This is a genomic window from Sphingopyxis sp. PET50 (assembly GCF_025244705.1).
Classification (GTDB): domain Bacteria; phylum Pseudomonadota; class Alphaproteobacteria; order Sphingomonadales; family Sphingomonadaceae; genus Sphingopyxis.
The window spans coordinates 1,841,865-1,865,642 of sequence record NZ_CP104207.1 but is presented as its reverse complement, the minus strand read 5'-3'; the positions used below and the strand labels follow the sequence as shown (position 1 = coordinate 1,865,642).

Sequence of the window (23,778 nt, the reverse complement as noted above, 5' to 3'; positions counted from 1 at the left end):
AATGAGCAATTACACGATCAAGGGCGAAACCGGCGACTGGGAGGTTGTGATCGGCCTCGAGGTCCATGCGCAGGTCACCTCCAACGCCAAGCTGTTCTCGGGCGCCGCGACGGCGTTCGGGGCCGAGCCGAACACGCAGGTCTCGCTCGTCGACGCCGCGATGCCCGGCATGCTGCCGGTGCCGAACCGCGAGTGCATCCGCCAGGCGGTGCGCACCGGCATGGCGATCGACGCGCAGATCAACAAATGGTCGCGCTTCGACCGCAAGAATTATTTCTATGCCGACCTGCCGCAGGGTTACCAGATTTCACAGCTTTATCATCCGCTTGTCGGCGAAGGTTCGCTGACGATCGAGGCCGACGAAAAGGCGGGCATTCCCGAACCCAAGCGCATCGGGATCGAGCGTATCCATGTCGAGCAGGACGCGGGCAAGCTGATGCACGACCAGCATCCGACGATGTCGTATGTCGATCTCAACCGGTCGGGCGTCGCGCTGATGGAGATCGTCTCGCGTCCCGATATGCGCTCGCCCGCCGAGGCGGGCGCCTATGTCCGCAAGCTGCGCTCGATCCTGCGCTATGTCGGCTCGTGCGACGGCAATATGGAGGAAGGCTCGATGCGCGCCGACGTCAACGTCTCGGTCCGCAAGCCCGGCGACGAATTCGGCACGCGTACCGAGACGAAGAACGTCAATTCGGTGCGCTTCGTGATGGCGGTGATCGAGGGTGAGGCGAAGCGCCAGGTCGAACTGATCGAAAGGGGCGGCACGGTCGTGCAGGAAACACGCCTCTATGACCCCGACCGCAACGAGACGCGCTCGATGCGGTCGAAGGAGGATGCGCATGATTACCGCTACTTCCCCGATCCCGACCTGCTGCCGCTCGAACTCGACGATGCCTTCCTCGACGAATGCCGGGCGAGCCTGCCCGAACTGCCCGACGCCAAGCGCGCGCGCTATCTGGCCGAGGGGATTTCGGCCTATAATGCCGAAGTGCTGACCGCCGAGGTCGAGGCGGCGCGCTGGTTCGACGCGCTGCTGGAAGCGGGCGCGAAGCCGGTGGCTGCCGCGAACTGGGTGACGAGCGAATTGTTCGGGGCGCTCAACCGGCTGGGCCGCGACATTTCGGATTCTGCCGGTCAGCCCGGCGCAGGCCGCCGAACTGCTCGGGCTTGTCGCCGACGGCACGATTTCGGGCACGATCGCCAAGCAGGTGTTCGAAAAGATGCTCGAAACCGGCGACGGCGCCGCCGCGATCGTCGATCGTGAGGGGCTGAGGCAGACGAGCGACACCGGCGCCATCGAGGCCGAGATCGCCAGGGTGCTTGCCGCCAATGCCGACAAGGTCGAGCAGTACAAGGGCGGCAAGGAAGCCCTGTTCGGCTTCTTCGTCGGCCAGACGATGAAGGCGATGCAGGGCAAGGCGAACCCGCAGGTGGTCAACGAACTGCTGAAGAAGGCGCTGGGGTGACCGAAGGGCAAGGGGCGGCGGCCCGCGCGCGGGCCGCAATAGAACCGGACCAGCGCAAGATGATGTCTTGGCGCCAAATTTTCCCTCTTGCCGAATTGGGAAACTCGGTTAGCTAATCCCTGTCTGTTTTGGGGGAAGACGGGGGTCGCATTGCGTAAATTGCTGTTCACGGGTGCCGTTTTGGCATCCGTTTCGCTGTCGTCCGTGGCATGGGCCGGGACGAAGGACTTCGCGCTGCAGGGCTATGCGCTGCCGCACGGACAAGCCCGTCAGCATCACGCTGATGCGGCCCGACGTCGATGTCGGCGAGTTGCAGGGTGGCGGGCTGCCGCAGCCCAACGCCGACTGGACCGACGCGGCGCGCAAGGAGATCACCGCGGCGCTGCGCGCCAAGCTGCAGGCGCGGAATATCGACTTCGTGATGATGGAGGACCGGCTCGCCGAAACCGAGGCCGCCCGCGTCGCGGCGCTTGGCAAGGCACAGGAGGCGCTCGCGGCGTGCAGGGCGGCGCCGGTGCCGCTGCCCGCCGCAGCGGCAAGCGCCGGCGTCGAGACCGCGATGGTCGCCGAAGCGGCCGCGGCCGCCGAGGTTCCGGCACCGGTCGCGCCCGACTGTTCGGCCGAGCAAAACGCCCTGGCGACCGCCGAGGCGGCGCCCGACGGCAAGGTGCACGCCAATCTGGTGGCCGATTACGAGGGACTGCACTCGGCGGTCGTCGGCGCGATCATCGCGCACAAATACGGCCTGGCGGGCGGCAAGCTGCCGACCAAGAAGGAGGATTTCGCCTACACGCTGGGGCCGGGCACCGCCGATCTCGGCAAGCTGTCGGGCGCCAATTACGGGCTGTTCGTCATGACCTATGACCAGTTCGCCAGCGATTCGCGCAAGGCGATGCAGGTGATGGGCGCGCTCGGCTGCCTGATCGGCGCCTGTATCATCGTGTCGGGCGGGCAGCATGTCGCCTATGTCTCGCTGGTCGAACTCGACACCGGCAACATCGTCTGGTTCAACCTGCTGCGCGGATCGAAAGGCGATGTGCGCGAGGCCGAGGGCGCGGGGACGATGATCGACGCGATCATGGCCGGCATGCCGTCGCGGCCGGGGGAAAAGACCGCGCCGGCGACCGATCTCGCGGCGAAGTGATGCGCGGCTTTCGCCGTCTGTCGCTGGCTGCGGCCCTGTTGCTGCCACCCACCGCGGCGGCGGCGCCCCATACGCCGCAGGACCCCGTCGAGCGCGGGCTGTGGATGCAGGTCGACGAGGCCGAGCGCAAGCTGCAGACGTCCGACTTCGTGATCCGCGACAAGGCGCTTAACGACTATGTGCGCGGCGTGCTGTGCCGCGAAGTGGGCGAGGAGCAATGCGGCGAGGCGCGCATCTACATCATGCGCACGCCCTATTTCAACGCGTCGATGGCGCCCAACGGCATGATGCAGGTGTGGTCGGGACTGTTGCTGCGCATGGAGAATGAGGCGCAGCTGGCCGCCGTGCTGGGGCACGAGTTCGCGCATTACAGGGAGCAGCATTCGCTGCGCCTGTTCCATAACATCCGCGAAAAAACCAACGCGGCGGCCTGGCTGGGGTTCGTGCCCTTCGGCTTCGTCGCCCAGCTCGGCATCGGCATGTCGATGTTCAGCTTCAGCCGTGAAATGGAACGCGACGCCGACGCGAAGTCGATCGATTATCTGGTCAAGGGCGGTTACGATCCGGCGGCGGCGACGCGCGTGTGGAGCCGCCTGCGCGACGAGATGGACGCGGCCGCGATCGAGCGGAAGGCGAAGAGCCGCAAGGACAAGAATGGCGGGCTGCTCGCGACGCACCCGCCGACCGCCGAGCGGGTCGATACGCTGAAGACGCTCGCGGCGGAGCATCCCGCCGCCGCGCGCGACCTCGGCACCGACCGCTATCGCGCCGCGCTTGCCCCCTTCTGGGCCGATTTTTTCGACGACCAGGCGAAACTCAACGATTTCGGGGCATCCGAATATCTGCTGAAGCAGCTCGCCGAGGGCGGATGGACCGCCGAACTGCTCTTCGCGCGCGGCGAACTTTACCGGCGGCGTGCGCAAGCCGGCGATTTCGGGGCAGCCGCGGGCTTTTACCGCGATGCGGTCGCGGCGGGCGGTACCATGCCGCAAATCTGGCGCGGACTCGGCCTGTCGCTGATCAAGAATGGTGAGGCCGACGCCGACCGGAAGGAAATTCACGAATATCTGCGCCGCGCGCCCGATGCCGAGGATCGGGGGATGATGGTGATGCTTGCAGGGGAGCCGACATGATACGCAAAAGGATAGTCATCGCCGCGCTGATCGCAGCCGCGCTGCCGGTGGCGCCGGCGCTGGCCGGATGGAAGCTGGTGCCCGCGGGGCAGCCGGTCGCGGTCGCCAAAAGCGGCATGACGGTGACGCCCGGGGAGGACTGGAATCGCTGGACGGCGCGGCCGATCAAGACCAGCGAGGTCTGGACGCTCGACGGGACCTCGCTGAACGAGCTCTATTTCGTGGCCGGGCTGGCCGAGGGCAAGACGCTATTCCGCGACATTGCCAAGAAGGACCGGCCGCTGCCGAAGTTCAGCAAGGCGATGCTGCTGCCCGATGTGGTCGAATTTTTCGAATCCTCGACACGCACCGCGCTGCAGACCTCGCTGTTCGAGATCGACAAGGTCGAGCCCGACAAGATGAGCGGGCACGATGCGGTGCGTTTCGCCTTCACCTATGCGGTCGAAGGCGACCAGTTGCCGCGCAAGGGCATCGCCAAGGCGGCGGTGGTGAACGGCCAGCTCTATCTGGTCAGCTTCGTCGCCCCCTCGATCCATTATTTCGATCGCGACGCGGCGAAGGTGAACAAGCTGCTCGATACGGTGAAAATCTAAGCAGCGGGGGCACGCTATCCCGGCCCCGGCGGCACTTCGCTCGGCCCGCGGCCGGGCTGGTCGATGTCGCCGCCGCCCGGGCTTCCCGGGATTTCGACGGGCTGGCCTGCCGGGTCCTCGACCGGGGTCGGCTGGACCGGATTTTCGGGCGGCGCCATCGGTTCGATCGTGTCGGGCTTGGGCTTGGGCAGCGGGTCGGCGGCGTGGACGTGCAGGCTGGCGCTATAGGCGGTCATGGTTCGTCTCCTTATCCGACCAACGCGCGCCACGTCGCGGCGTTCCGGGCCTTGCCCTTGGGCGCGCGTCTGCTATAGCCCCGCGCGGCCCGCACGGGCGTGCGCGGCTTTGCGCGCGTTTTCGTGCATCCGGCCGAAGCTTCCCAAGCGGGCGTGGCGGAATTGGTAGACGCGCTGGTTTTAGGTACCAGTATCGCAAGATGTGGGGGTTCGAGTCCCTTCGCCCGCACCAGTTTCACCAGCAAGCCGGGCCGGAAAATCGAGAATTTTGAGCAAGGACAAGATCAAGGCAATGAACACCGTCGAAACGCTGAACGAAGGCCTGAAGCGCGAATATCGCGTCACCATCACCGCCAAGGACATCGACGAGCGCGTCGATGACGAGGTGAAGAGCATCGCCCCGACGGTGCGCATGCCCGGTTTCCGTCCCGGCAAGGTGCCGCCGAACCTGATCCGCAAGATGCACGGCGCCGCGCTGTCGGCCGACGCGCTGAACAAGGCGATCGAGGCGAGCGTGCGCGACCTGATGACGAGCGAAAAGCTGCGCCCCGCGCTGCAGCCCGCAGTCACGCTGGACGAAGGCTATGAAACGGGCAAGGACGCCGAAATCACCGTCGCGCTCGAGGTGCTGCCGGTCATCGAGGCCCCGTCGATCGAGGGGCTGAAGCTCGAGCGCCTGACCGTTCCCGCGGATGACGCCGCGGTCATGGCCAAGATCGAGGAATTCGCCGCGCAGATGAAGCGGTTCGAGGAAGCGCCGAAGACGAAGAAGGCCGCGGCCGACGATCAGGTCATCATCGACTTCGCAGGGAGCGTCGACGGCGTCGCCTTCGACGGCGGCACCGGCGAGGATATGGCGGTCGAAATCGGCGCGGGCCAGCTGATCCCCGGCTTCGAGGACCAGCTCGTCGGCGTGAAGGCCGGCGACGAAAAGACCGTCAAGGTGACCTTCTCCGAAGATTATCCGGTCGAGACCCTGAAGGGCGCCGCCGCCGAATTCGCCGTGACGGTGAAGGAAGTGAAGGTTCCCGCCGCGTCGAAGATCGACGACGACTTCGCCAAATCGCTGGGTCTCGAGAGCCTCGACAAGCTCAAGGAGATCATGAAGGACCAGGTCGAGCAGGAGCATAACGGCCTGACGCGCACCTATATGAAGCGCAAGCTGCTCGACCAGCTCGCCGCCGCGCACGATTTCGACGTGCCGCCGACGATGGTCGAGGCCGAATTCGGCCAGATCTGGCAGCAGCTCGAGCATGAAGCGAGCCATGAGGAGGATGTCGAGGCGGCGAAGGCCGAACTCGAGAAAGACCGCGACGAATATCATGCGATCGCGGTGCGCCGCGTCCGCCTGGGCCTGCTCCTGTCGGAAATCGGCCAAGCGCATGGCGTGCAGGTGTCGCAGCAGGAAATGCAGCGCCTCGTCGCGCAGGCCGCACAGCAATATCGCCCCGAAGACCGCCAGCGCTTCGTCGAATATGTGCAGCAGGACGCGCTCGCCGCGGCCCAGCTCCGCGCCCCGCTTTATGAGGACAAGGTCGTCGACTTCCTGTTCGAAAAGGCCGAGATCAGCGAGCGCGAGGTGACCCGCGAGGAAATCGAGGCGGCGATCGAAGCCGACGACGACAGCGGCCACGTCCACGGCCCGGGCTGCGGTCACGACCATGATCACGACCACAAGCCCGCCAAGAAGGCGGCGGCGAAGAAGCCCGCCGCCAAGAAGGACGCGGTGAAGGAAGAAGCCAAGGAAGAAAAGGGCGAGACCGAGCCCAAGAAGGCGCCGGCGAAGAAGGCCGCGGCTCCGAAGGCCGAGGCCGAGGAAAAGCCGGCCGCGAAGAAGGCTCCGGCCAAGAAGGCCGCGGCGAAGAAATAAGCTTCGCGCGTTAGAGACAGGAAAGGCCGGGTGGAGGATGCTCCGCCCGGCCTTTTTCGTTTTTGGACTCGCACAACGGCACGAAGGCACAAAGGCACCTCCACTCCGTTCGCCCTGAGCTTGTCGAAGGGCCGTTCTTTCTTTGTGACGCCGCAAGAAAAGAACGGTGCTTCGACAAGCTCAGCACAAACGGATTTTTTTTCGGCTTTGTGGCTTTGTGCGAGGCTTTTAAAGCGCCCGCGTCCAATACTGCAGCTGGTGCCGCTCCTCGCCGCTGCCGCCCACCGTTTTCCAGTCGAACCACGCTGTCACGCCGTTCAGCGGCGCATAGCCGCGCCCGCGCCAGAAGGCGTCGAGCGGGCGGTGCCCGTGCGGACGGGCGGGGTGGTCTTCGGCGCGGATGACGCTGCAGAAGGCGGCGTGCGATGCGTCATGCGCGCGCGCCTGCGCCTCGCGGTGGTCGAAGAAGGCATGGCCGATGCCCTGACCGCGATAGCGCTCCAACAGCACCGATTCGCCGAAATAAAAAGTCCGCGCGACGTTGAAGCCCGCAGCGGCGAGCGGGGCCTGCCAGGCCTCGTCCTGCGCGGCGAGCGGCGCGGCGGTGGCGGCGCCGACGATGGCGTCGCCGTCGCGCGCTATCACGACCACCGCGCCCTCGGCGGCGGCGAAGCCGGCGAGATAATCGGCCTCATAGGCGGCATCGCCATCGTAGAGATAGGGGAAGTCACGGAACACCGCGATGCGCAGCCGTGCGAGCGCGGGGAGCACGCCGGCGAGCGCGGCGCCCGTTACGGGCGCGATGCCGACCGTCATGCGCCGACCTGCCGCAGCCAGTCGGCGAGGTTGTAATAGGTGGTGATCCGGTCGATCAGCCCGTTGCCGTTCACCGACAGGAAGGCGCCGAGCGGGCAGGACATAGGTCTGGCCGGTGGCTTCGGGCAGGCCGTCGTCGGTCGCGAGATAGGTGCCGTTCACAATGAATTCGGCCGCGGCGCGGTTGCCCTCTGCGAAGATCGTCAGGTTGCCGAGCCGTTCGCGGTAGCAGCGCGTCATATGCGCGTTGAACTCGGCGAACAGCGCCTTGCCGTGGCGCGGTTCGCCCTGATTGACGTCATGACGCACATCGTCGGCGACGAGCGCGAGCATCGCGTCGGTGTCGCCCGCGTTGAAGGCGGCGTAATAGGCGGTGACGATGTCGCGGGTGGTGGTCATGATCAGGGCTCCGAATCCAATCCTGCCTTCCCTATCGTCATTCCCGCGAAAGCGGGAACCCGGCTCTTCTCTTCTTCGTGCCTTTGCGCCTTTGCGTGAAATCAGAAAAATCTCACGCAAAGGCGCAAAGGCACAAAGAAGAACGACAAGAAGGAAGCCGGATTCCCGCTTTCGCGGGAATGACGAGAGCAGGATGAGGCATTGCTAGATCACCGCCATATTATAGCAATGCCAGCTGAAGATCGCCGCGGCGCCGCGGTGGGGGCGCCAGGCTTCGGCGATCTCGCGGATCGCCTTTTCGCTCGGGCGGGCGTCGAGTCCCAGGATGCGGCCGACTGCCTCCTGCACCGCGAGGTCGCCCGCGGGCCAGACATCGGGGCGGCCTTCGGCGAAGAGCAGGTAGATTTCGGCCGACCAGCGGCCGATGCCCTTGACCCGCGTCAGCAGGGCGATCGCTTCCTCGTCATCGGCGGGGAGGGCGTCGAACCGCAATTCGCCGTCGATCACCAGTTGCGCGAGGCTCTTGGCATAGCCCTGTTTCTGCGCCGACAGGCCGCAGGCGCGCAGCGCATCGAACTCGGCCGCGGCCATGACCTCGGCGGGACACCCCTCGCCGAATCCCGCCTCCAGCTTGTTCCAGATCGAATTGGCGGCGGCGACGCTGACCTGCTGGCCGACGATGGTGCGCAGCAGCGTGGTATAGCCGGGCGCGCGGATGCGCGGTTCGGGATAGCCGGCATGGCCGAGCGCGCGCGCGAATCCGGGCTCGACCCCGGCAAGCGCGTCGATTCCGGCGTTCAGTTGTTCCTGCGTCAGGCCCATGCGATATTCCCTTTTTGTTCTTCACCTGTCTCACTAGCAGCGCTTGATTTGCCGCGCAACGCGCGACATAGGCCATGCGAATCAAACGATATGGGGACGAGCATGGCCAAGCTGATTGTGGTGACGCGCGACGGGACCGAACATGAGATCGAGGGCGACACCGGCCTGACCGTGATGGAAAATATCCGCGACGCGGGTTTCGACGAACTGCTCGCGCTGTGCGGCGGCTGCTGCAGCTGCGCCACCTGCCACGTCCATGTCGAGGTCGCGGCGGGCGACCTGCCCGCGATGAGCGAGGACGAGAACGATCTGCTCGATCTCGACCACCGACCGCGACGAGACCTCGCGCCTGTCGTGCCAGCTGCCCTTCACCGAGGCGATGGACGGGTTGAAGGTGCGGATCGCGGCGGAGGATTGAGCCAAAAGAAAGGCCATTTTGTCCTTTGCAAACTCGCTCGCTGACCGGCGGGTATCGGGCGGGAGCGTCCATAAAGCCCCTCCCCTTCAGGGGAGGGGTTGGGGTGGGGTCCATCGGCCTTGCGCGAGGCCGATGGACCCCACCCGCTGCGACTAACGAACAAGTTCGTAAGTCTCGCTGCCCTCCCCTGAAGGGGAGGGCGTGGCGTTTATCCGAACCTCCGCTCCTCACCCCGACCCCGACAGGCTGCTTCGGTTTGCAAAGGATATGATCGCAAAACGAAAGCCGATTCCCCCAGCAAAGACGAGGGGCTCTGCCGAGCGTAGTCGAGGCTGCAGCGGCGCTGGTTCTCGCTTCGCTCGAACGAGCCCCTCGTCTTCGCTCGGCGATACGGTCCTTTCCTGTTAGCGTGTTCCCGCCGTCGCGACCGCGTAGAGCGCGATCGCCGCGGCGTTCGAGATGTTCAGGCTCTCCATGCGCGGCGAGATCGGCAGCTTTGCCAGCACGTCGCAATGTTCCATGACATTGTAGCGCATCCCGTCGCCTTCGGAGCCGAGCACGAGCGCGACCTTGCTGCCGTCGAGCGTCGAGCCAAGCGTCGTTTCGGTGTCGCCCATCAGCCCGATGCGCCAATATTGCGCCTCGGCGATCTCTTCCAGCGCGCGCGACAGGTTGACGACGCGCACCCACGGCACGGTTTCGAGCGCGCCCGACGCCGAGCGCGCGATGACGCCGCTTTCGGGCGGGCTGTGGCGATCCTGCGTGACGATGCACGCGGCGTCGAAGGCGGCGGCCGAACGCAGCACCGCGCCGATATTGTGCGGGTCGGTGACCTGATCGAGGATGACAAGCGGGCGCTTGCGCTCATTGTCGACCTCGTCCTGCAATATGTCGCCGAGCCACGGGCTGTCGAGGGGGTCGACCTCGATCACCAGCCCCTGGTGCGGCGCGTCGCGGGGCACGAGGCGGGCGAGGTCGGTGACCTCCGCATAGCTGATCGGCACCACCGGCGGCAGGTCGAGCGATCCGAGCGCCTCGCGCGTGCCCCACACACGCTTGACGGTGCGTTCGGGATTGGCGAGCGCGGCGAGAACGGCGTGCTTGGCCCCCAGAAACGCGGGGCCTGGCCCCTGGGCGACGGGCCGGAAGGGCGGCGATGGCGGGAAAATTGACGCATAATGCGCGGCCTTTCCCACGACTGCCATTGACAGGCAAGTATCGTTTCGCCATTGGACCGCTTCCCAACGCGGACCCCATGGACAGGTGGCCGAGTGGTTAAAGGCAGCAGACTGTAAATCTGCCCGGGTTTCCGTACGCTGGTTCGAATCCAGCCCTGTCCACCATCACCAAGACAGCGACGACGAAGCGGCGAATCTCCGCTCAGCCCGCATCCGCGCGCCGTGGCGGCGGGCGGTGCCGCGGACCCGAATTTATTCAGGTTGATATGCGACGCGGTCGCGGGGCATCATCGGCCGACAGGGGCTGAGGGCGGATCGCGGTGACCGGCAAGCACAACATCCTGATCGTCGACGATCATGGCATCACGCAAAGCGGGCTGAAACTGCTGTTCGCGGCGCACGAGCGCTATGCCGTCGTCGGCGCGCTCGACCGCGGGGCGATGGTGGGCGCCTTCGTCCAGTCGCAGCCGGTCGATCTGGTGATCCTCGACCTCAACCTGCCCGACGTGCGCGGGATCAGCGTGCTCGCGGAGATCGTCGGGTCGCGCGACATGACGGTCATCATCCTGACCGGCGAGACGCTGCTCCATGAGATCGACTATGCGCTGAAGCTCGGCGCGCGGGCAGTGGTCAGCAAGTCCGACCCCACCGACCAGATCGTCGCCGCGTGCGACGCCGCGCTCGCCGGCGACATCTTCGTCTCGCCGTACATGGCGGAGGCGCTCGGCAAGTTCCAGGCGCCGCCGGTCGCGCTGTCGTCGCGGCAGATGGCGATCCTCCACTATCTGGCGGAGGGCGAGAGCAACAAGGAGATCGCCTACCGGCTGGCGATCGCCCAGCCGACCGTCTCTTTCCATATCGCCGAATTGCGCCGCAAGCTCGACGTCGCCAACAATCGCAAGATCGTCGAGCGGGCGCAGGAGCTAAGGCTGATCTGACGGCCCGAGCAGCGGGTGGCGGAGCAGTTCGCGGCACACCGGCTTGATGATCATCATGCCGACGATCTCGCCGAGCCGCCCGCGCGTGACGGTGGTGTCGTCGTAGGTCAGGGCGATGATCCGCTCGCGCGGGAGGACGGTTCCGGCCAGCGCCGCGTCGAAGGTCTGGCGCTGGTCGAAGTCGAGCAGCAGGCGCCGGTCGAGCCCGGCCCGAAGATCCTCGGCGGAGCAGGGCGTCACCGCGCCGCAGGCCAGCGGCAGGACAATGCGCACATCGGTTCCTTCGCGCGACGCGGCGGCGATGTCGAGCGTTCCGCCGAGCAGCGCGACGAGCCGCTTGGCCGACCGGAAGCCCGATCCCGTCCCGTCGCTGCCCTCGTCGGCGCGCAGCCGCGTCGCGGCGCCGCCGTTCAGCGCGGCGACGATGCCGGGCGCCATGCCGGGGCCGCTGTCGGCGACATGGATCACCGCCTGCCCGCCCTCGCGCGACAGGGTGACGCGCGCGCCGCCGGTCGCGGTATATTTGTAGCAGTTGCCGAGCAGGTTGGTGAGCGCGCGCATGAGCAAGGGCTTGTCGGAGAGGATCGTGACATCGCCCTCGACGCGCGTTTCCAGTGTCAGCCCCTTGTCGGCGAACGGGGTCCGGAACATCATCTGCAGCGGCTCGACGAGCGCGCGGCCCTCGAAGGCGCTGAGTGCGACGAAGGGGGTTTCGCTGCCGACGATGCTGGCGCCCGACATGGTGGTGGAGACGATCTGGCTGAGATAGGCCGACGAGCTTTGCAGCATGTCGGTGAGGTCGGCGTTCGCGCCCCGGTCGTCGCCGCGCTTCAGCACGTCGATCGCGGTATTGAGCGCAAGGATGACCTGCTTGCTGTCGTGCCCCGAGGCGTGGAGCAGGGCGTTCTGGCTGTTCACCGTTTCGAGCGCGAAGGCCTTTTCCTCGGCGAGCCGCGCCGCGCGTTCGCTGATCTCCAGCCGTTCGGTCATCGAGCGCGCATAATTGCGGTCGGCGACAAGCTTGTCGTTCTGGATCTTCTTGAGATTGAGCCCGAGCGCGAGCGTCACCATGATCGATTCGAACAGCCCGACGGGTCCGGCGAGATGCCAGTTGATCGGCAGCCAGGCGAAGATCCCCATCGACGCGATGGCGGAATAGACGATGAAGAGCGCAAGGCTGCCCCAGCCGACGAACAGCGGCCAGAGCTGGCGGCCGAGCTGCTGCATCGCCGCGAAACCGACGAAAGGAAGGAACAGCGCGACGCCGATCGCGACGAGCCAACCGCCGATGTGCAGCGCCTGCCGCATCGCCGGCGGATAGAGCGTCAGCGCGGGCTGCAGCAGCATGATCAGCAGCGCGGCGCCGATCAGGATGCGCAAGGACAGGTCGCTCCGCGGGAAATGCGCCGAGCGTGTCGATGAAGCTGCGGCCGAACTGCGCCATCGCGGCGGCGAAGCCGCATTTGAAGACATCCTCGATCGCGACCCCCACGAGCGGGTGGTCGGCAAGGAAGAAGATGGTGAAATAGCCTTCCGAATGGACCGTGTTGAGCGCGAAAAAGGCCTGCGCCACCGCCAGCCAGACGAATTCGCGGTGCCCGGTGATCGAGAAGAAGAGGAAGTTGAGCAGGATCAGCACGACGACCCCGAACACGACGCCCGACACCATCGCGATATTGGCGCGCCGTTCCTTGAAGAAGGTCCCGTAGCTGTTGATCTTGAGCGGAAGATAGGTCGAATTTTCCGACAGGAAGTCGATCAGCAGCAATTTCTCCTGACCGGCATCGAGGACGAATTCGGTGCTGAACGCCTGATAGGTCTGCAGATTGTCACCGGCGGCATCGGGGTCCGACCCGTCGACGAGCAGGTCGAGTTTGCCGTTCGCGACCTCGTAGAGCCGGAAATAGGCGAGCGACCCGCGCCCGGTGGTGAAGATCCAGCTGCCCTGCTTGTCGCCGGCATTGCGGACGCGCACCACGACCATGGTCTTGCGCCCCGGCGGGCCGAAATGGATCGTCGAGCCGGTGACGCGCTGCAGCGGGCTCGGCGAGCAGGTCGGCGGGTGCCGTCCCGGGCGGTTCGGCTCCGTCGATGCGATAGCGCAGATAGGATGCCAGCGGCGGCGCGTCGTGTCCGGCACGAAGTTCGACGATGGGAATATCGGCGGCGGCGGCATTCGACGGCAAAGCGCCCGCCAGCAGGACGGCCAGCAGGGCGAACCAGAATCGTATGGGCCGGTAAAGCTGCGACATCCCGCCGAATCTGTCGCGCGCACGCCCGGGAAAGTCAATTTTCATTGGGAAAGGAGGATCGCGGCCCGCAGGCCGGAAAGAGCTCGCGACGACGGACGGCCCCCACTCCGCCGCCGCCGCGTCCGGGCCCGCACGGGGTCTCACTGTGCGGTCGGGATAAGGATTGCTTAACCAAAGCGGGGGCTGAGCACCATCCCAAAAAACATTGGGTAGACGCCTGGCCCGGGCGGAAATTAGCAAGCGGGACAGGGCCGGGCGGAGTGATCGCGCGGCCGATGACCGGATAGCCGCCCGAACCGTTTTCCGATCTTGCGACCCGATCTGTTTCGGTTCCGGCGGTTGGAGGCCGGCACGACCCGTCGGGTCGTGCCGACCTCGTCCTGTCTGGACCGGGTCAGGCCGCCAAGGCGCGCGCGCCGCGCACCAGCTCGACCCGGAAGCGCGCCGGTATGCCTAGCCGTTGCGATAGGTCACGACCCCCGACACGATCGTCGCGTCATAACCGTCGGCGAGCTGGCGGAGCCGTTTGCCCCCCGCCGGCAAATCCCGAACGACCGACGGGATATGGAGGCCCAGCGCGTCGAAGTCGATGATGTTGACGTCGGCCTTGGCGCCGACCGTCAGCCGCCCGCGGTCGCCGAGTCCGACCATGTCGGCGGGTTCGCTGGTCAGCGCCGCGATCGCCCGTTCGATGGGGATGCGCTGTCCGTCCGCCGCATCGGTCACCCAGCGCTTGAGGAAGAAGGTCGGGAAGCTGGCATCGCAGATCATGCCGTAATGCGCGCCGCCATCGGCCAGGCCGACGACAGTGCCCGGATGTGCGAGCATGGTGTGCACCGCGTCCAGATTGCCGTCTCGATAATTGGCGCCGGGCTGATACAGCAGCGCCTTGCCGTCCTGCTCGAGCAGCAGGTCATAGGCATGTTCCTCGGGCGTGATGCCGAGCGCCTCGGCGCGCTTGTCGATGCGGTCGGCGACGTCGGGTTCGTAATCAGGCGTCGCGCCCATCGGATAGGCGAAACGGAACGCCTTGACCGTGGCGAGCGAGACGGGGTTGCTGTCCTCGGGCTGCTCCGACAGCAGCCTGGCGCGGAACGCCGGGTCGCGCATCGCGGCGACCTTTTCCGCGAGCGGCCGGTCGCTGAGCGGGCGGAAGCTGGGGTGCAGCGCGAAGGGGTGGAAGCTGAGGTCGAGCCCATAGAGCATGCCGACGGGGCGCGGCGCGACCTGCGCGCGCATCGGCAGGCCGTCGGCGCGCGCCTCCGCCAGCGCGTCGAGCGACACGCGCCACTCGCCGGGGTCGCCCGCCGGCATCTGGAGCAGCGAATAGGAGAGGGGACGGCCCGATGTTTCCGCGATCCGGCGCATCAAGGCGAATTCGTCGGCGGCTGGCCCCATCACGCGCGGGATGATCTGATAGACGCCGTCGCCGGCTGTCGCGCAGCCCGGCGGCGAGCGCCTTGAGTTCATCCTCTTCGGAGAAGAGGCTGGGCGCGAGTTCGCCCGCCTTGGTGCGGTGCATCAGGTTGCGCGACGTGCTGACGCCGAGCGCCCCCGCCCGGATCGCCTCGGTCGTGAGCGCGCGCATCGCGGCAAGATCCTTGGCGTTGGGCGGCTCGTGATCGGCGGCGCGTTCGCCCATCACGAAGACGCGGAGCGCCGAATGCGGCAGCTGTGCCGCGACGTCGATGTCGAGTTCGCGCGCGCCGAGCGCGTCGAGATATTCGGGAAAGGTCTCCCAGTTCCACGGCAGCCCCTCGGTCATCACGACTTCGGGAACATCCTCGACCCCCTCCATCACCGCGACGAGCATGTCGCGCTGATGCGGCTTGCAGGGCGCGAAGCCGACCCCGCAATTGCCCATCACGGCGGTGGTCACGCCATGGTTCGACGAGGGCGCGAGCCGGTTTTCCCACAGCGCCTGCCCGTCATAATGGGTGTGGACATCGACGAAGCCGGGGGTGACGATCCGGCCGCTCGCATCGATTTCCTCGCGCCCGCGCGCTTCGATGCGGCCGATCGCGGCGATCCGCCCGTCCTTGATCGCGAGGTCCGAAGCCTCGCCCCGATTGCCGAGGCCGTCGAAGATCGTGCCGCCGCGAATCACCAGGTCAAAATCGTCCATGTCCCGCTCCATCCTTGTTTGTTGCCCGGCGATAGCATCGCGGCAGGCCGTAAAATGTCATCTTGTTGACAATTGATGCGGCACGATCCAGCGTCGCGCGATGGCGCAAGATGCCGCTTCCATCCTCGCCGCCGACAACTGGTTCGGCGCGCTGGCTGCCCCGCTGCGGGGCGGGCTGCTCGACCGGGCGCACCTCCACGACGTCCGCGACGGCGCCCACCTCTATCGTATCGGCGATCCGCCGAACGGACTTCACGCCGTTGTCGCCGACCAGATGCGGCTCGTCAGCTATCCCGTGGCCGGGCAGGAACTGGTCAACATGATCGTGCGGCCCGGGCGCTGGTTCGGGGAGCTTTCGGTGATCGACGGAAGGGAACGGCCGCATGACGCGGTCGCGGCGGGGCTTGGCGCGAATCCTGACGGTGCCGATGGCGGCCATCGCCGGTCTCACCGCGGCGATGCCCGATTTGTGGCGGGCGTTGGCGCTGCTCAACTGCGCGCATCACCGGCTCGGCATGCGCGAGGCCGCGCGGGTGCGCTCGCTTCCGGCGCTCGCCCGGCTGGCGCTGTTCCTGGCCGGAGCCGCGGTGCGGGCGGCGGACGGCTGCGCGCGACGCAGGACGAACTCGCCCGCATCGTCGGCGTGTCGCGTCAGCATGTGAACGGCCTGCTCCGCCTGCTCGCCGGGCGCGGCTTCATCGCCGTCGGCTATAGCGAGATCGCGATCCGCGATGGCGCCGGATTACTGGCGCTTGCGCAGGACGAGGATCGCGCCTGAGCTCTTTTCCGTTGGCCATTATGCCCTTTGCAAACACGGCCGCTGAACGACGGGCTTTGGGCGGAAGGGGACGTTGGAATAGATCAGGCCCTCCCCTTCAGGGGAGGGCAGCGAGACTTACGAACTTGTTCGTTAGTCGCAGCGGGTGGGGTCCATCGGCCTCGCGCAAGGCCGATGGACCCCACCCCAACCCCCTCCCCTGAAGGGGAGGGGCTTTATGTCCGCTCCCCACCCCAAAACCGCCATCGGCTCGCCAAGTTTGCAGTTGATATAATCGTCTTTCCGTTACGGTTCGCTTGTAATTCAGTCCAGCTTCAGCCACGATTATCATCATAAGAAGATAGATGATTTTGAGTCGAGGGGAGGATGGACATGACCGGTCGGCAACCGCTGCGTGTCGGGATGATCGGCGCCAATTGGGGGATCGTCGGTCATCTACCGGCATGGAGGAACCTGCCCGGCGTCGAGGTGACGGCGATCTGCACCGCGCATGAGGAGACGGCGCGCGCCGCGGCAGATACGCACGGCATCCCTCACGCCTATCACGACTATCGCCGCATGATCGACGAGGCGCCGGTCGACATCATCGACGTCGGTACGCGTCCGATGCTGCGCTACGCCATGGTCATGCACGCGCTCACGGCGGGAAAGCATGTGATCAACGCCAATCCCTTCGCGCCCGACATCGCCGGGGCGAAGGCGATCCGCGCGGCGCAGCGGGCGGCCGGCGTCGTCGGCATGGTCGAGGCGCAGTTCCAGTGGCTGCCGCAATTCCGGCAGATGAAGGCGATGATCGAGGCCGGGGCGCTCGGCGAGCTGATCGGGGTCGAACTGCGCTGCCATTTCCCGCTCATCCGCGACGGCGAGGCGGTCTTTCCGTTCGTCACCCGGCCCGGCTATACCACCAATTACAACTGGCTCGGCATGGCGGGCGAGGGAGCGAGCGCGTTGCGCAACCTCGGCGGTCATTGCCTCCACGCGCTGCTCTACCTCTTCGGCGAGGTCGAGAGCGTGTCGGCGACGCTGGGCCGCGGGCTGAGCGAATGGCGCTTCGACGACGGCGGCGCCTTCACGCCCGAAACGGTCGATACGGCCTTTGCGACCTTGCGTTTCCGGCAGGGCGGGACGGCGCAGATGAATATCGGCTGGAGCGTCGCGGCGGCGCGGGGCTTTGCGATCGAGGCCTATGGTACCAACGGGCGGCTGCGGATCGAGGCGCCCTCGGGTTTTCCCGATGCGGGCAATGCGATTTTGTTCCACGCGCCCACCGTTCCGCGCGCGGATCTCGGCAAGCCGGAACAGCCGGTGACGCTGCCCCACGCGCTATCGCAATTGCGCGGCGCACCGATCGCCACGCCCGAGGACGCGCGGGTCATCATTCCGATGACGCTGATGCTCGACGAGATGGTGACGGCGGTGCGCGAAGGACGCGAGTGCAGCCCCGGCTTCGGGCAGGCACTGCAGGTGCAGGCGATCTGCGAGGCGGCGGAGGAATCGGACCGGGCGGGGCGGCGGGTTCCGGTGATGGTCTAGATCGGCGTCGTATCAAGCAACCGCGTGTCCCCGCGAAGGTGGGGACCCATCTCCTGCCGGTTCGAAATAGCGCCGACCGGAGATGGGCTCCCGCCTTCGCGGGAGCGCGCGACATAATCGGTATCCATCCGCTTCCAGCCGGTCAGCCCGAGCAGGCGGCTGTAATGATCCATCCCCGCGTCGAGGTCGGATACCACGACGCCGAGCTGACAGGCTGCGAGGCCGGACGAAAGCGCGGCGATCACCATTTGCGCCGGAACTGCGCGCCGCGAAAGCGCGCGAGCAGGCTTTCGCGGCGCGCCGCATGGTCGACATGCGGAGTGTCGGCGGGCAGATGGTCGCGCAGCTCGGCGAGCTTCACGCGTTTCAGCGTCGGCGTGGGCGCCGAGCTCGCCTGATACCAGCGGCCCTGCACCACGCCCTTGTAGCGGCCGCATGGTGTCGAGCCAGTTGGGCACGCCGGGGTCCGCGACCGAGATCACCGCGCGGAACTTGCCGTCGCCGTCGCGGCGCGCCTGGAAGCCGTTGAGGCTCGACTGGCATTTCTCCCAGTCGATCGTGTTGAAGAGCTGATCGGCGAGCAGCACCGCCCAATAGCGCACGGTGTCGGGGACGTCGGTTTCGAGGATCAGCGCCTCGCCCTCGGAAAATTCGAACAGGCCTTCATAATAGGTCTGCTCGGCGAGGCCGCCGATGTCCGACCAGGTGTTCAGGACGACGGTGTTGACGAAATGCACGAACAGTTGCGCGTAACGTTCGGGAAAGCCGGCAAGACGTTCCATCCGATACGCGATCTCGTCGATCGTCGGGCGGGTGAAGCCGCCGGTGTCGTCGAGCCGTTCGATCGCGATGCGGCTGTCGATTTCATTCTCCCAGTCGTAGCTCGCCTCGCGGATGCCGATCGTGCGGGCGTTGGCGGGAAGCGGATACCAGTCGCCGTCATGGCCGTCGGGGCGTTCGGCGCTGAGGATGACCGAGAAGCGGCCCGCGTCGTCGAGCGTCAGCGTGTCGGCGTCGATATGGCCGACCGACGGCCCCGGCTTGTCGTCGACGCCGATATAGCCCGACCCGATGCCGATGTGCAGGAACAGCGTCGTCCCGCGCCAGCCCGACAGGCGATAGGTGCCGCCGCCCTCGACGAAGGTCGAACGGTACATATAGTCGGGATTGGGCGCCGCCGATTTGATGACCGGATTGAGGAAGCTGTAGAAGCCCGGAACGCGGCTGTCCTGCGCCATGATCGGGGCATAGGCCTGCGACAGGCTCATCGCCATCTGCTGGATCGCCTCCTGCTTCAGCCAGGGGTCGGCGGGATCGATCACATGTTCGAGGCTGCGGTCGATGCCGGAGATCAGGTGAATGAAGCGTTCCCATTCCATCGGGACGGCGGGGCCGGTCGACATGGTATTGCTCCCCTCAGTTGCGCGGAATGCGGGCAAAGAATTGTTCGCCCGCGGGCTTCAGGTTGATGAGTTCGTAATAATGGCCGAGCAGCGCGGTGGTGTCGGCGTAATGATAGTCGAGATTGTCGCCGAAGCTGCCGCTGTGCGCGGTCGGATAGCCCGCCGCCTCGAGCTTGGCGATCGCCGCCCGATAATCGGCGTCGCTGTGGACGAGGAAGCCGAGATGGTGGAGGCGGACCCGGTCCTCCGCATCGGGAATCCAGTCGCGATAGATGGTCTCGCCTGCCGGATCGGGCTCGATCAGTTCGACCATCACGTCGCCGGCATAGGCGTTGCCGATGAAGCGCGTGCCGTGGCCGGGGCCAAGCAGCGCCGCCATGTCCATAATGTCCCATTCGGCGATGCCGAACTCGCGGGCGAAGCGCTGCGTCGCCGCCCGCATGTCTCGCACGACATAGGCGACCTGGAAATGTTTCTGGAACAGCACGGTCATGGTCAGGCTCCTGCGGGGGCGGGGCGTTTCAGGTCGAAACGCGCGATATAGTCGGAAAACAGCGGATCGACGGCCTCGGCCTCGACCGGCCGGTAGCGGTGCGTCGAGCGGGCGCCGGGCGGATTGGCGGCGGCCCAGTTGCGGAAGCGTGCCTCGGCCTCGGCGGACAGGGGAATGCCGAAATGCTCGTAGATGCGCGTCACGACACCCATCGGGTCGCGGCGAATATCCTCCTGCCGGACATGGACGAAGCGGCCGGGCTCGCGGTCGGCGGCGGCCATGCTCCGCCGCGCGCCCTCCGCCCAGAAGCTCGCTTCGCGCGCGAGCAGACGGTCGCGGTCGACCGGCGCGCCTAGCCATCAGGTCGCGGATGCCGCCGAGCAGGCTCATCAGCGAGGCGATCGACGCCGCTGGGTCGCGATGCGTCTGGACGATACAGGCATCGGGAAAGGCGGTCAGCAGCGCGTCGATGCCGAAGACATGGCTGGGATTCTTGAGCAGCCAGCGCCGCCGGTCGCCGAGGCCGACGAGTTTCAGCACTTTCTTGTAGCGCAGGAAGGACGGCGTTTCGTCGGCGGTGCGGAACCAGGCGTCATAGGCGGGCGCGTCGATGTTCGAGGCGAACCAGTTGCACACGAAGCTCTGCGCCATCGGCATCAGGCATTCGTCGACCTCGCCCGCCTCGGTCGAATGGGCGGCCATGATCTCGGGCGCGAGCCGGCTGCATCGCAGCGATGCGCTCGACGCTCGCGCGATAGACGGGGTGGGCGTCCCAGGTCTCGCGCGGCGGGCGCACCATCGGATTGGCGGTCAGCCAGCGTTCGAAGCCCTGGAACTGCGGGTCCATGCTGAGCAACTGGTGCAGCGCCGTGGTGCCGGTGCGCGGCAGGCCGATGACGATCAACGGGCGCTCGATCCGTTCGGTGGCATAGGCGGGATGGGCATTCCAGCCGGCCTGCGTCACCAGCCGTCCGGCGAGCGCGCCGGTGATCGTGCCGGTGGCCGACGCCTCGGCAGCTGGCCCCGCCGGCGGATTGGCATCGAGCGCGGCCAGCAGCACGCGCATCCCTTCGTGATAGGCGGTGTCGCCGAAATCATCGTGCCCGGCCGCGGCAGCCGCGTCCGCGTGCAGCGCATCGAAGCGGTCGCTCCAGCGTGTCATCGGCCGAGCCATGGATCGACGAGCAATTTGCCGCCGCCGCCCGTGCCGGCGCGGAAACGCTCGAAGGCGGCGGGGGCCTCGGCAAGCGACACGGTGTCGGTCACCATCGCCCGCGCGCGGTCGCCGTCGGCGTCGAGCGCGGCGGCGCATTCGGCATAATCGTCGCGCGTGTAGATCAGCGAGAAACGCAGGCTGACGTCCTTCATCAGCGCCATGCCCGGCACGAACTGGTCGGGCACCATGCAGAAGCCGAGCGAGACGACACGGCCCTGCGGCCGGACGAGCGCGATCGAGCGCGCGATGGTGCCGGGGACGCCCGCGCATTCGAAGACGATGTCGGGCGCGCCGCCGAGCGCGGCGACGACATCCTGTTGCGCCGTTTCGCCTTCGAGAATGAAGGTGTCGCCGCCCATCGCCTCGGCAAGCGCGCGCCGCCTGCCGCTGCTGGCGAGCAGCGCGACCGATTGCACGCCCTGTTGCCGCAGCCAGAAGAGCACGGCGAGGCCGATCGGGCCGGGACCGATGATCAGGACGCGATCGCCGGGTGAGGGGGCCGCGAGGCGCACCGCGCGGCGGCCGACCGCGAAGGGTTCGACGAGCGCGCCATCGGCCAGCGACATCGTCGCCGGAAGGATGGAGGCGCCGCGCTCGCTGATCCGCGCATAGTCGGCGAGCCCGCCGCCATAGCCGGTCCAGCGCGAACAGAGCACGTCGATGCCGGTGCGGCAGGCGTCGCATTCGCCGCAGCCGACGACGGGCAATGCCGCGACATGGTCGCCGACCTTGAGCCGCTCGACCCCGCGGCCGACCGCGATCACCTCGCCCGCATATTCATGGCCGAGCTGCGCGCCGGCATGGGCAGCGTATAGCCGTGGCCGCTGGTCGAATGGAGGTCGGTGCCGCACACGCCGCAGCGCGCAACGCGGATCACCGCCTCGCCCTCGCGGGGTTCGGGGTCGGGCAGATCCTCGATCGCCAGCGATTCGCCCACCGCCTTGAACAGCGCCGCCTTCATATCGCTCTCCCCTCTCGGTTTGTTCCTGTATATGAGTAGCCTTTATGGGAAAGCGATATTCCCAAATGGGAAGGCATGGAGAGGATATTGGACGACGCGCAGGAAGCCCTGTTGCTGGCAGTTCAGGCGGGGCCGCTCGAAGAGCCGCCTTGGACGGGATTCGTGCGGCTGCTCCGCGAGCAGGCCGACGGCAATTTCGCCAATCTGATCTTTCGCCGCGCTAGCGCCGATCCCGCGAGCGGTATCGAAGTGCGCGACGCGCTGGCGCCGCCCGACTGGTTGTGGACGCGCTATCGCGAACGCTTCGCCGACTGCGACCCGATCCCCTATTTCGCGATGCAGCCGGGGCGGGTCTATGCCTATGCCGAACTCGACGGCATCGCCGATCTGGCGCACGACGCCTTTCGCGAAGACTTTCTGCGCGCCGCCGATTTCGAGCATCTGCTGATCTTTCGTGTCGTCGAGCCCGGCGGGAGCAATATCTGGGTCACCGTCACGCGGGGTGGCGGGCAGCTGCGGCGTTCGGGGCGGGCGAGCGTGCCTTGTGCGAACGGCTGGCGCGCGCGCTCGTCCCGGCGCTGTCCTGCTATGCGGCGCTGCTCGACCGCGCGATCGAGACGCAAATGTATCGCCGCGCCGCCGATCTTCTGTCCTTCGGTGTCATCGCGCTCGATTCGGGCGGTATCGTCGTCGGGATCGACGATGCCGCGCGGCGCTGGATCGACGAGGCGGGGGTGCTCGCGATTCGCGGCGACCGGCCCCATGCCCTGCAGCGCGGGATCGACCTGCCGCAGCGCATCGCCGCGGCGATGGCAGCGGGCGAGGCCGAAGCCATCCATCTGGGCGATGCCGACGGCATCGACCTGCTGCTCGTTCCGCTCGACCCGCGTGCCGACGCCGGGCCGCGCGGGGTGCGCCTGATGCTCTATCTGTCGGGCCGCCGTCCGCTGCGGCGCGACATATCGGCGCATGTCGGGACGCTGTTCGGCCTCAGCGACACGCAGGCGCGGCTCGCGACCTTGCTCGCCAGCGGCCGTACGCTGGCCGAGGCGGCGGGCGATATCGGCATCACCGAACAGACGGCGCGGACCTATTCGAAGGACATTTACGCGCGCACCGGCACCACGCGGCAGGGCGAGCTGATCCAGCGCATCCTGACCAGCGTCGCCGTTCTCGACTAGGCTCAGGACCTATTAAAATGCTTGCGCGTTAGGTTCGGGTTTGATTCAAGGTGGCCGGAGGTGCTGCCATGAGTGACTTGTTGCTGTTGAGTGAGGCGCAGATGCGCCGGATCGAGGGATATTTTCCGCTGTCGCATGGAGTACCGCGGGTCGATGACCAGCGGATATTGAGCGGGATCTTGTTCGTGATCCGCAACGGTCTGCGCTGGCGCGACGCGCCGACGGGCTACGGGCCGCACAAGACGATCTACAACCGCTTCATTCGCTGGAGCCGACTGGGGGTGTTCAACCGCATCTTCGCCGAACTGGCCAGGGATGGCGACGGGGTTCTGATGATCGACGCGACCCACCTCAAGGCGCATCGCACCGCCGCCAGCCTGCTCAAAAAGGGGCTCTACCCCGATGTATCGGCCGCAGCCGGGGCGGGCTGACCACCAAGCTGCATGTGCTGTGCGATGGCCGGGGACGTCCCTTGCGGCTCCACCTCACCGAAGGCCAGCGCAGCGACCACAAAGGTGCGGAGGCTCTGGTCAAGATCATGCCCGAAGCCGAACGCCTCATCGGCGATCGAGCCTATGCTTCGCGCTGGTTCCGCAAAACTCTCGCCGACAGGGGCATCGCGGCCTGCATCCCGCCCCATCGCAGCCATAAGGTCCAGAACTGCTACGATAAAAGTCTCTATCGCCAGAGACATAAAATCGAAAACCTCTTCGCTCGCCTCAAGGACTGGCGCCGCATCCACACCCGCTACGACCGATGTGCCGACATCTTCCTCGCAGCCATCACCTTCGCCGCCATCTTCCTCTTTTGGATTTAATGA

Annotated in this window: 22 protein-coding genes, 2 tRNA genes and 4 pseudogenes; 14 read left to right on the top strand and 14 right to left on the bottom strand. The window is 66.7% G+C overall.

Annotated elements, in window-relative coordinates; translation table 11 throughout:
• The first annotated feature begins 1 nt into the window (after nucleotide 1).
• From gatB to N0A20_RS09780, 4 genes and pseudogenes are all read left to right on the top strand, one after another.
• Nucleotides 2–1,469 (top strand): annotated as a pseudogene (gene gatB / locus N0A20_RS09795) (Asp-tRNA(Asn)/Glu-tRNA(Gln) amidotransferase subunit GatB).
• A 244-nt stretch (nucleotides 1,470–1,713) separates the two neighbouring features.
• On the top strand, nucleotides 1,714–2,613 hold the full coding sequence (locus N0A20_RS09790) for a hypothetical protein (protein WP_260583749.1): 900 nt from the start codon (nucleotides 1,714–1,716) through the stop codon (nucleotides 2,611–2,613).
• Nucleotides 2,613–3,746, top strand: a complete 1,134-nt coding sequence (locus N0A20_RS09785) for a M48 family metallopeptidase (protein WP_260583748.1) — start codon at nucleotides 2,613–2,615, stop codon at nucleotides 3,744–3,746. Before N0A20_RS09790 ends, N0A20_RS09785 begins: the two co-directional genes overlap by 1 nt.
• On the top strand, nucleotides 3,743–4,339 hold the full coding sequence (locus N0A20_RS09780; protein ID WP_260583747.1) for a hypothetical protein: 597 nt from the start codon (nucleotides 3,743–3,745) through the stop codon (nucleotides 4,337–4,339). The genes N0A20_RS09785 and N0A20_RS09780 overlap by 4 nt, the downstream gene beginning before the upstream one ends.
• A gap of 14 nt (nucleotides 4,340–4,353) precedes the next feature.
• Here N0A20_RS09780 and N0A20_RS09775 read toward each other — a convergent pair whose 3' ends face one another.
• The gene (locus N0A20_RS09775; RefSeq protein WP_260583746.1) at nucleotides 4,354–4,575 is read right to left on the bottom strand and encodes a hypothetical protein; all 222 of its coding nucleotides are present in this window, start codon (nucleotides 4,573–4,575) and stop codon (nucleotides 4,354–4,356) included.
• A gap of 147 nt (nucleotides 4,576–4,722) precedes the next feature.
• Between N0A20_RS09775 and N0A20_RS09770 the strand changes: the two genes are divergently transcribed.
• A tRNA-Leu gene (locus N0A20_RS09770) sits at nucleotides 4,723–4,807 on the top strand.
• A gap of 60 nt (nucleotides 4,808–4,867) precedes the next feature.
• On the top strand, nucleotides 4,868–6,445 hold the full coding sequence (gene tig / locus N0A20_RS09765) for a trigger factor (protein ID WP_260583744.1): 1,578 nt from the start codon (nucleotides 4,868–4,870) through the stop codon (nucleotides 6,443–6,445).
• 228 nt (nucleotides 6,446–6,673) lie between these two features.
• On the opposite strand, the gene N0A20_RS20100 is transcribed toward tig, so the two are convergent.
• Nucleotides 6,674–7,660, bottom strand: a complete 987-nt coding sequence (locus N0A20_RS20100; protein WP_312846626.1) for a GNAT family N-acetyltransferase — start codon at nucleotides 7,658–7,660, stop codon at nucleotides 6,674–6,676.
• A 204-nt stretch (nucleotides 7,661–7,864) separates the two neighbouring features.
• Nucleotides 7,865–8,482, bottom strand: a complete 618-nt coding sequence (locus N0A20_RS09750) for a DNA-3-methyladenine glycosylase family protein (RefSeq protein WP_260583741.1) — start codon at nucleotides 8,480–8,482, stop codon at nucleotides 7,865–7,867.
• A 102-nt stretch (nucleotides 8,483–8,584) separates the two neighbouring features.
• On the opposite strand from N0A20_RS09750, the pseudogene N0A20_RS09745 reads away from it, so the two are divergent.
• Nucleotides 8,585–8,900: pseudogene (locus N0A20_RS09745) on the top strand (2Fe-2S iron-sulfur cluster-binding protein).
• Nucleotides 8,901–9,304: 404 nt separating this feature from the next.
• On the opposite strand, the gene N0A20_RS09740 reads toward N0A20_RS09745, so the two are convergent.
• The gene (locus N0A20_RS09740; RefSeq protein ID WP_260583740.1) at nucleotides 9,305–10,105 is read right to left on the bottom strand and encodes a TrmH family RNA methyltransferase; all 801 of its coding nucleotides are present in this window, start codon (nucleotides 10,103–10,105) and stop codon (nucleotides 9,305–9,307) included.
• A 52-nt stretch (nucleotides 10,106–10,157) separates the two neighbouring features.
• Between N0A20_RS09740 and N0A20_RS09735 the strand changes: the two genes are divergently transcribed.
• Both N0A20_RS09735 and N0A20_RS09730 read left to right on the top strand, forming a co-directional pair.
• Nucleotides 10,158–10,243 (top strand) — tRNA-Tyr (locus N0A20_RS09735).
• 155 nt (nucleotides 10,244–10,398) lie between these two features.
• A complete protein-coding gene (locus N0A20_RS09730; RefSeq protein WP_260583739.1) occupies nucleotides 10,399–11,016 on the top strand; it encodes a response regulator in 618 nt (205 codons plus the stop codon).
• On the opposite strand, the gene N0A20_RS09725 is transcribed toward N0A20_RS09730, so the two are convergent.
• On the bottom strand, nucleotides 11,002–12,396 hold the full coding sequence (locus N0A20_RS09725; RefSeq protein ID WP_260583738.1) for a sensor histidine kinase: 1,395 nt from the start codon (nucleotides 12,394–12,396) through the stop codon (nucleotides 11,002–11,004). The genes N0A20_RS09730 and N0A20_RS09725 overlap by 15 nt on opposite strands.
• On the opposite strand from N0A20_RS09725, the gene N0A20_RS09720 reads away from it, so the two are divergent.
• A complete protein-coding gene (locus N0A20_RS09720) occupies nucleotides 12,362–13,555 on the top strand; it encodes a hypothetical protein (RefSeq protein WP_260583737.1) in 1,194 nt (397 codons plus the stop codon). The genes N0A20_RS09725 and N0A20_RS09720 overlap by 35 nt on opposite strands.
• A 166-nt stretch (nucleotides 13,556–13,721) precedes the next feature.
• On the opposite strand, the gene N0A20_RS20095 is transcribed toward N0A20_RS09720, so the two are convergent.
• Both N0A20_RS20095 and N0A20_RS20090 read right to left on the bottom strand, forming a co-directional pair.
• The gene (locus N0A20_RS20095; protein WP_312846625.1) at nucleotides 13,722–14,738 is read right to left on the bottom strand and encodes an amidohydrolase family protein; all 1,017 of its coding nucleotides are present in this window, start codon (nucleotides 14,736–14,738) and stop codon (nucleotides 13,722–13,724) included.
• Between the two features lie 16 nt (nucleotides 14,739–14,754).
• A pseudogene (locus N0A20_RS20090) lies at nucleotides 14,755–15,393 on the bottom strand (amidohydrolase family protein); the annotation flags it as partial.
• Nucleotides 15,394–15,493: 100 nt separating this feature from the next.
• Between N0A20_RS20090 and N0A20_RS09710 the strand changes: the two are divergent.
• On the top strand, nucleotides 15,494–16,171 hold the full coding sequence (locus tag N0A20_RS09710) for a Crp/Fnr family transcriptional regulator (protein ID WP_260583736.1): 678 nt from the start codon (nucleotides 15,494–15,496) through the stop codon (nucleotides 16,169–16,171).
• Between the two features lie 372 nt (nucleotides 16,172–16,543).
• Nucleotides 16,544–17,704: a Gfo/Idh/MocA family protein gene (locus N0A20_RS09705; protein WP_260583735.1), complete on the top strand. Its 1,161-nt coding sequence runs from the start codon at nucleotides 16,544–16,546 to the stop codon at nucleotides 17,702–17,704.
• Here N0A20_RS09705 and N0A20_RS09700 read toward each other — a convergent pair.
• The 7 genes and pseudogenes from N0A20_RS09700 to N0A20_RS09670 all read right to left on the bottom strand — a co-directional run bounded on the left by N0A20_RS09700 (nucleotide 17,701) and on the right by N0A20_RS09670 (nucleotide 22,218).
• Nucleotides 17,701–19,107 (bottom strand): DUF1214 domain-containing protein, encoded by a 1,407-nt coding sequence (locus N0A20_RS09700; RefSeq protein ID WP_260583734.1) that lies wholly within the window; start codon nucleotides 19,105–19,107, stop codon nucleotides 17,701–17,703. The two genes, N0A20_RS09705 and N0A20_RS09700, sit on opposite strands and share 4 nt — an antisense overlap.
• A 13-nt stretch (nucleotides 19,108–19,120) precedes the next feature.
• Nucleotides 19,121–19,600: a VOC family protein gene (locus tag N0A20_RS09695; protein WP_260583733.1), complete on the bottom strand. Its 480-nt coding sequence runs from the start codon at nucleotides 19,598–19,600 to the stop codon at nucleotides 19,121–19,123.
• Between the two features lie 2 nt (nucleotides 19,601–19,602).
• Nucleotides 19,603–19,881: a hypothetical protein gene (locus tag N0A20_RS09690; RefSeq protein WP_409574786.1), complete on the bottom strand. Its 279-nt coding sequence runs from the start codon at nucleotides 19,879–19,881 to the stop codon at nucleotides 19,603–19,605.
• A gap of 154 nt (nucleotides 19,882–20,035) precedes the next feature.
• Nucleotides 20,036–20,447: pseudogene (locus tag N0A20_RS20715) on the bottom strand (sulfotransferase); the annotation flags it as partial.
• Nucleotides 20,448–20,758: 311 nt separating this feature from the next.
• The gene (locus tag N0A20_RS09680) at nucleotides 20,759–21,580 is read right to left on the bottom strand and encodes a zinc-binding dehydrogenase (protein ID WP_260583731.1); all 822 of its coding nucleotides are present in this window, start codon (nucleotides 21,578–21,580) and stop codon (nucleotides 20,759–20,761) included.
• A complete protein-coding gene (locus N0A20_RS09675) occupies nucleotides 21,577–21,777 on the bottom strand; it encodes an alcohol dehydrogenase catalytic domain-containing protein (RefSeq protein ID WP_260583730.1) in 201 nt (66 codons plus the stop codon). Before N0A20_RS09675 ends, N0A20_RS09680 begins: the two co-directional genes overlap by 4 nt.
• A 42-nt stretch (nucleotides 21,778–21,819) precedes the next feature.
• Nucleotides 21,820–22,218, bottom strand: a complete 399-nt coding sequence (locus tag N0A20_RS09670; RefSeq protein ID WP_260583729.1) for a hypothetical protein — start codon at nucleotides 22,216–22,218, stop codon at nucleotides 21,820–21,822.
• 101 nt (nucleotides 22,219–22,319) lie between these two features.
• Here N0A20_RS09670 and N0A20_RS09665 point away from each other — a divergent pair, with 101 nt between their 5' ends.
• Together N0A20_RS09665 and N0A20_RS09660 are read left to right on the top strand one after the other, a co-directional pair.
• Complete coding sequence (locus N0A20_RS09665) at nucleotides 22,320–22,958, top strand: helix-turn-helix transcriptional regulator (protein ID WP_260583727.1); 639 nt, start codon at nucleotides 22,320–22,322, stop codon at nucleotides 22,956–22,958.
• Nucleotides 22,959–23,026: 68 nt separating this feature from the next.
• Nucleotides 23,027–23,775, top strand: a protein-coding gene (locus tag N0A20_RS09660) for an IS5 family transposase (protein ID WP_260581376.1) whose coding sequence is annotated in 2 segments (ribosomal slippage) — nucleotides 23,027–23,354 and nucleotides 23,354–23,775 — 750 coding nt in all. Because the reading frame shifts where the segments join, the coding sequence is not laid out codon by codon here.
• The last annotated feature ends 3 nt before the right edge of the window (nucleotides 23,776–23,778 follow it).

Bases quoted from the DNA above. Each gene is read 5' to 3' on its own strand.
- tig (WP_260583744.1), top strand. From the start codon at position 4,868: ATGAACACCGTCGAAACGCTGAACGAAGGCCTGAAGCGCGAATATCGC.
- N0A20_RS09700 (WP_260583734.1), bottom strand. From the start codon at position 19,107: ATGTCGACCGGCCCCGCCGTCCCGATGGAATGGGAACGCTTCATTCAC.
- N0A20_RS09775 (WP_260583746.1), bottom strand. From the start codon at position 4,575: ATGACCGCCTATAGCGCCAGCCTGCACGTCCACGCCGCCGACCCGCTG.
- N0A20_RS09785 (WP_260583748.1), top strand. From the start codon at position 2,613: ATGCGCGGCTTTCGCCGTCTGTCGCTGGCTGCGGCCCTGTTGCTGCCA.
- N0A20_RS09695 (WP_260583733.1), bottom strand. From the start codon at position 19,600: ATGACCGTGCTGTTCCAGAAACATTTCCAGGTCGCCTATGTCGTGCGA.
- N0A20_RS20100 (WP_312846626.1), bottom strand. From the start codon at position 7,660: ATGACCACCACCCGCGACATCGTCACCGCCTATTACGCCGCCTTCAAC.
- N0A20_RS09675 (WP_260583730.1), bottom strand. From the start codon at position 21,777: ATGAAGGCGGCGCTGTTCAAGGCGGTGGGCGAATCGCTGGCGATCGAG.
- N0A20_RS09750 (WP_260583741.1), bottom strand. From the start codon at position 8,482: ATGGGCCTGACGCAGGAACAACTGAACGCCGGAATCGACGCGCTTGCC.
- N0A20_RS09710 (WP_260583736.1), top strand. From the start codon at position 15,494: ATGGCGCAAGATGCCGCTTCCATCCTCGCCGCCGACAACTGGTTCGGC.
- N0A20_RS09720 (WP_260583737.1), top strand. From the start codon at position 12,362: ATGATCAGCAGCGCGGCGCCGATCAGGATGCGCAAGGACAGGTCGCTC.
- N0A20_RS20095 (WP_312846625.1), bottom strand. From the start codon at position 14,738: ATGAACTCAAGGCGCTCGCCGCCGGGCTGCGCGACAGCCGGCGACGGC.
- N0A20_RS09690 (WP_409574786.1), bottom strand. From the start codon at position 19,881: ATGGCCGCCGCCGACCGCGAGCCCGGCCGCTTCGTCCATGTCCGGCAG.
- N0A20_RS09740 (WP_260583740.1), bottom strand. From the start codon at position 10,105: ATGGCAGTCGTGGGAAAGGCCGCGCATTATGCGTCAATTTTCCCGCCA.
- N0A20_RS09670 (WP_260583729.1), bottom strand. From the start codon at position 22,218: ATGCTCGAAATCGGCGGCGCGCAGAAAGTCTTCGCGAAAGGCGTCGTG.
- N0A20_RS09705 (WP_260583735.1), top strand. From the start codon at position 16,544: ATGACCGGTCGGCAACCGCTGCGTGTCGGGATGATCGGCGCCAATTGG.
- N0A20_RS09780 (WP_260583747.1), top strand. From the start codon at position 3,743: ATGATACGCAAAAGGATAGTCATCGCCGCGCTGATCGCAGCCGCGCTG.
- N0A20_RS09790 (WP_260583749.1), top strand. From the start codon at position 1,714: ATGCGCTGCCGCACGGACAAGCCCGTCAGCATCACGCTGATGCGGCCC.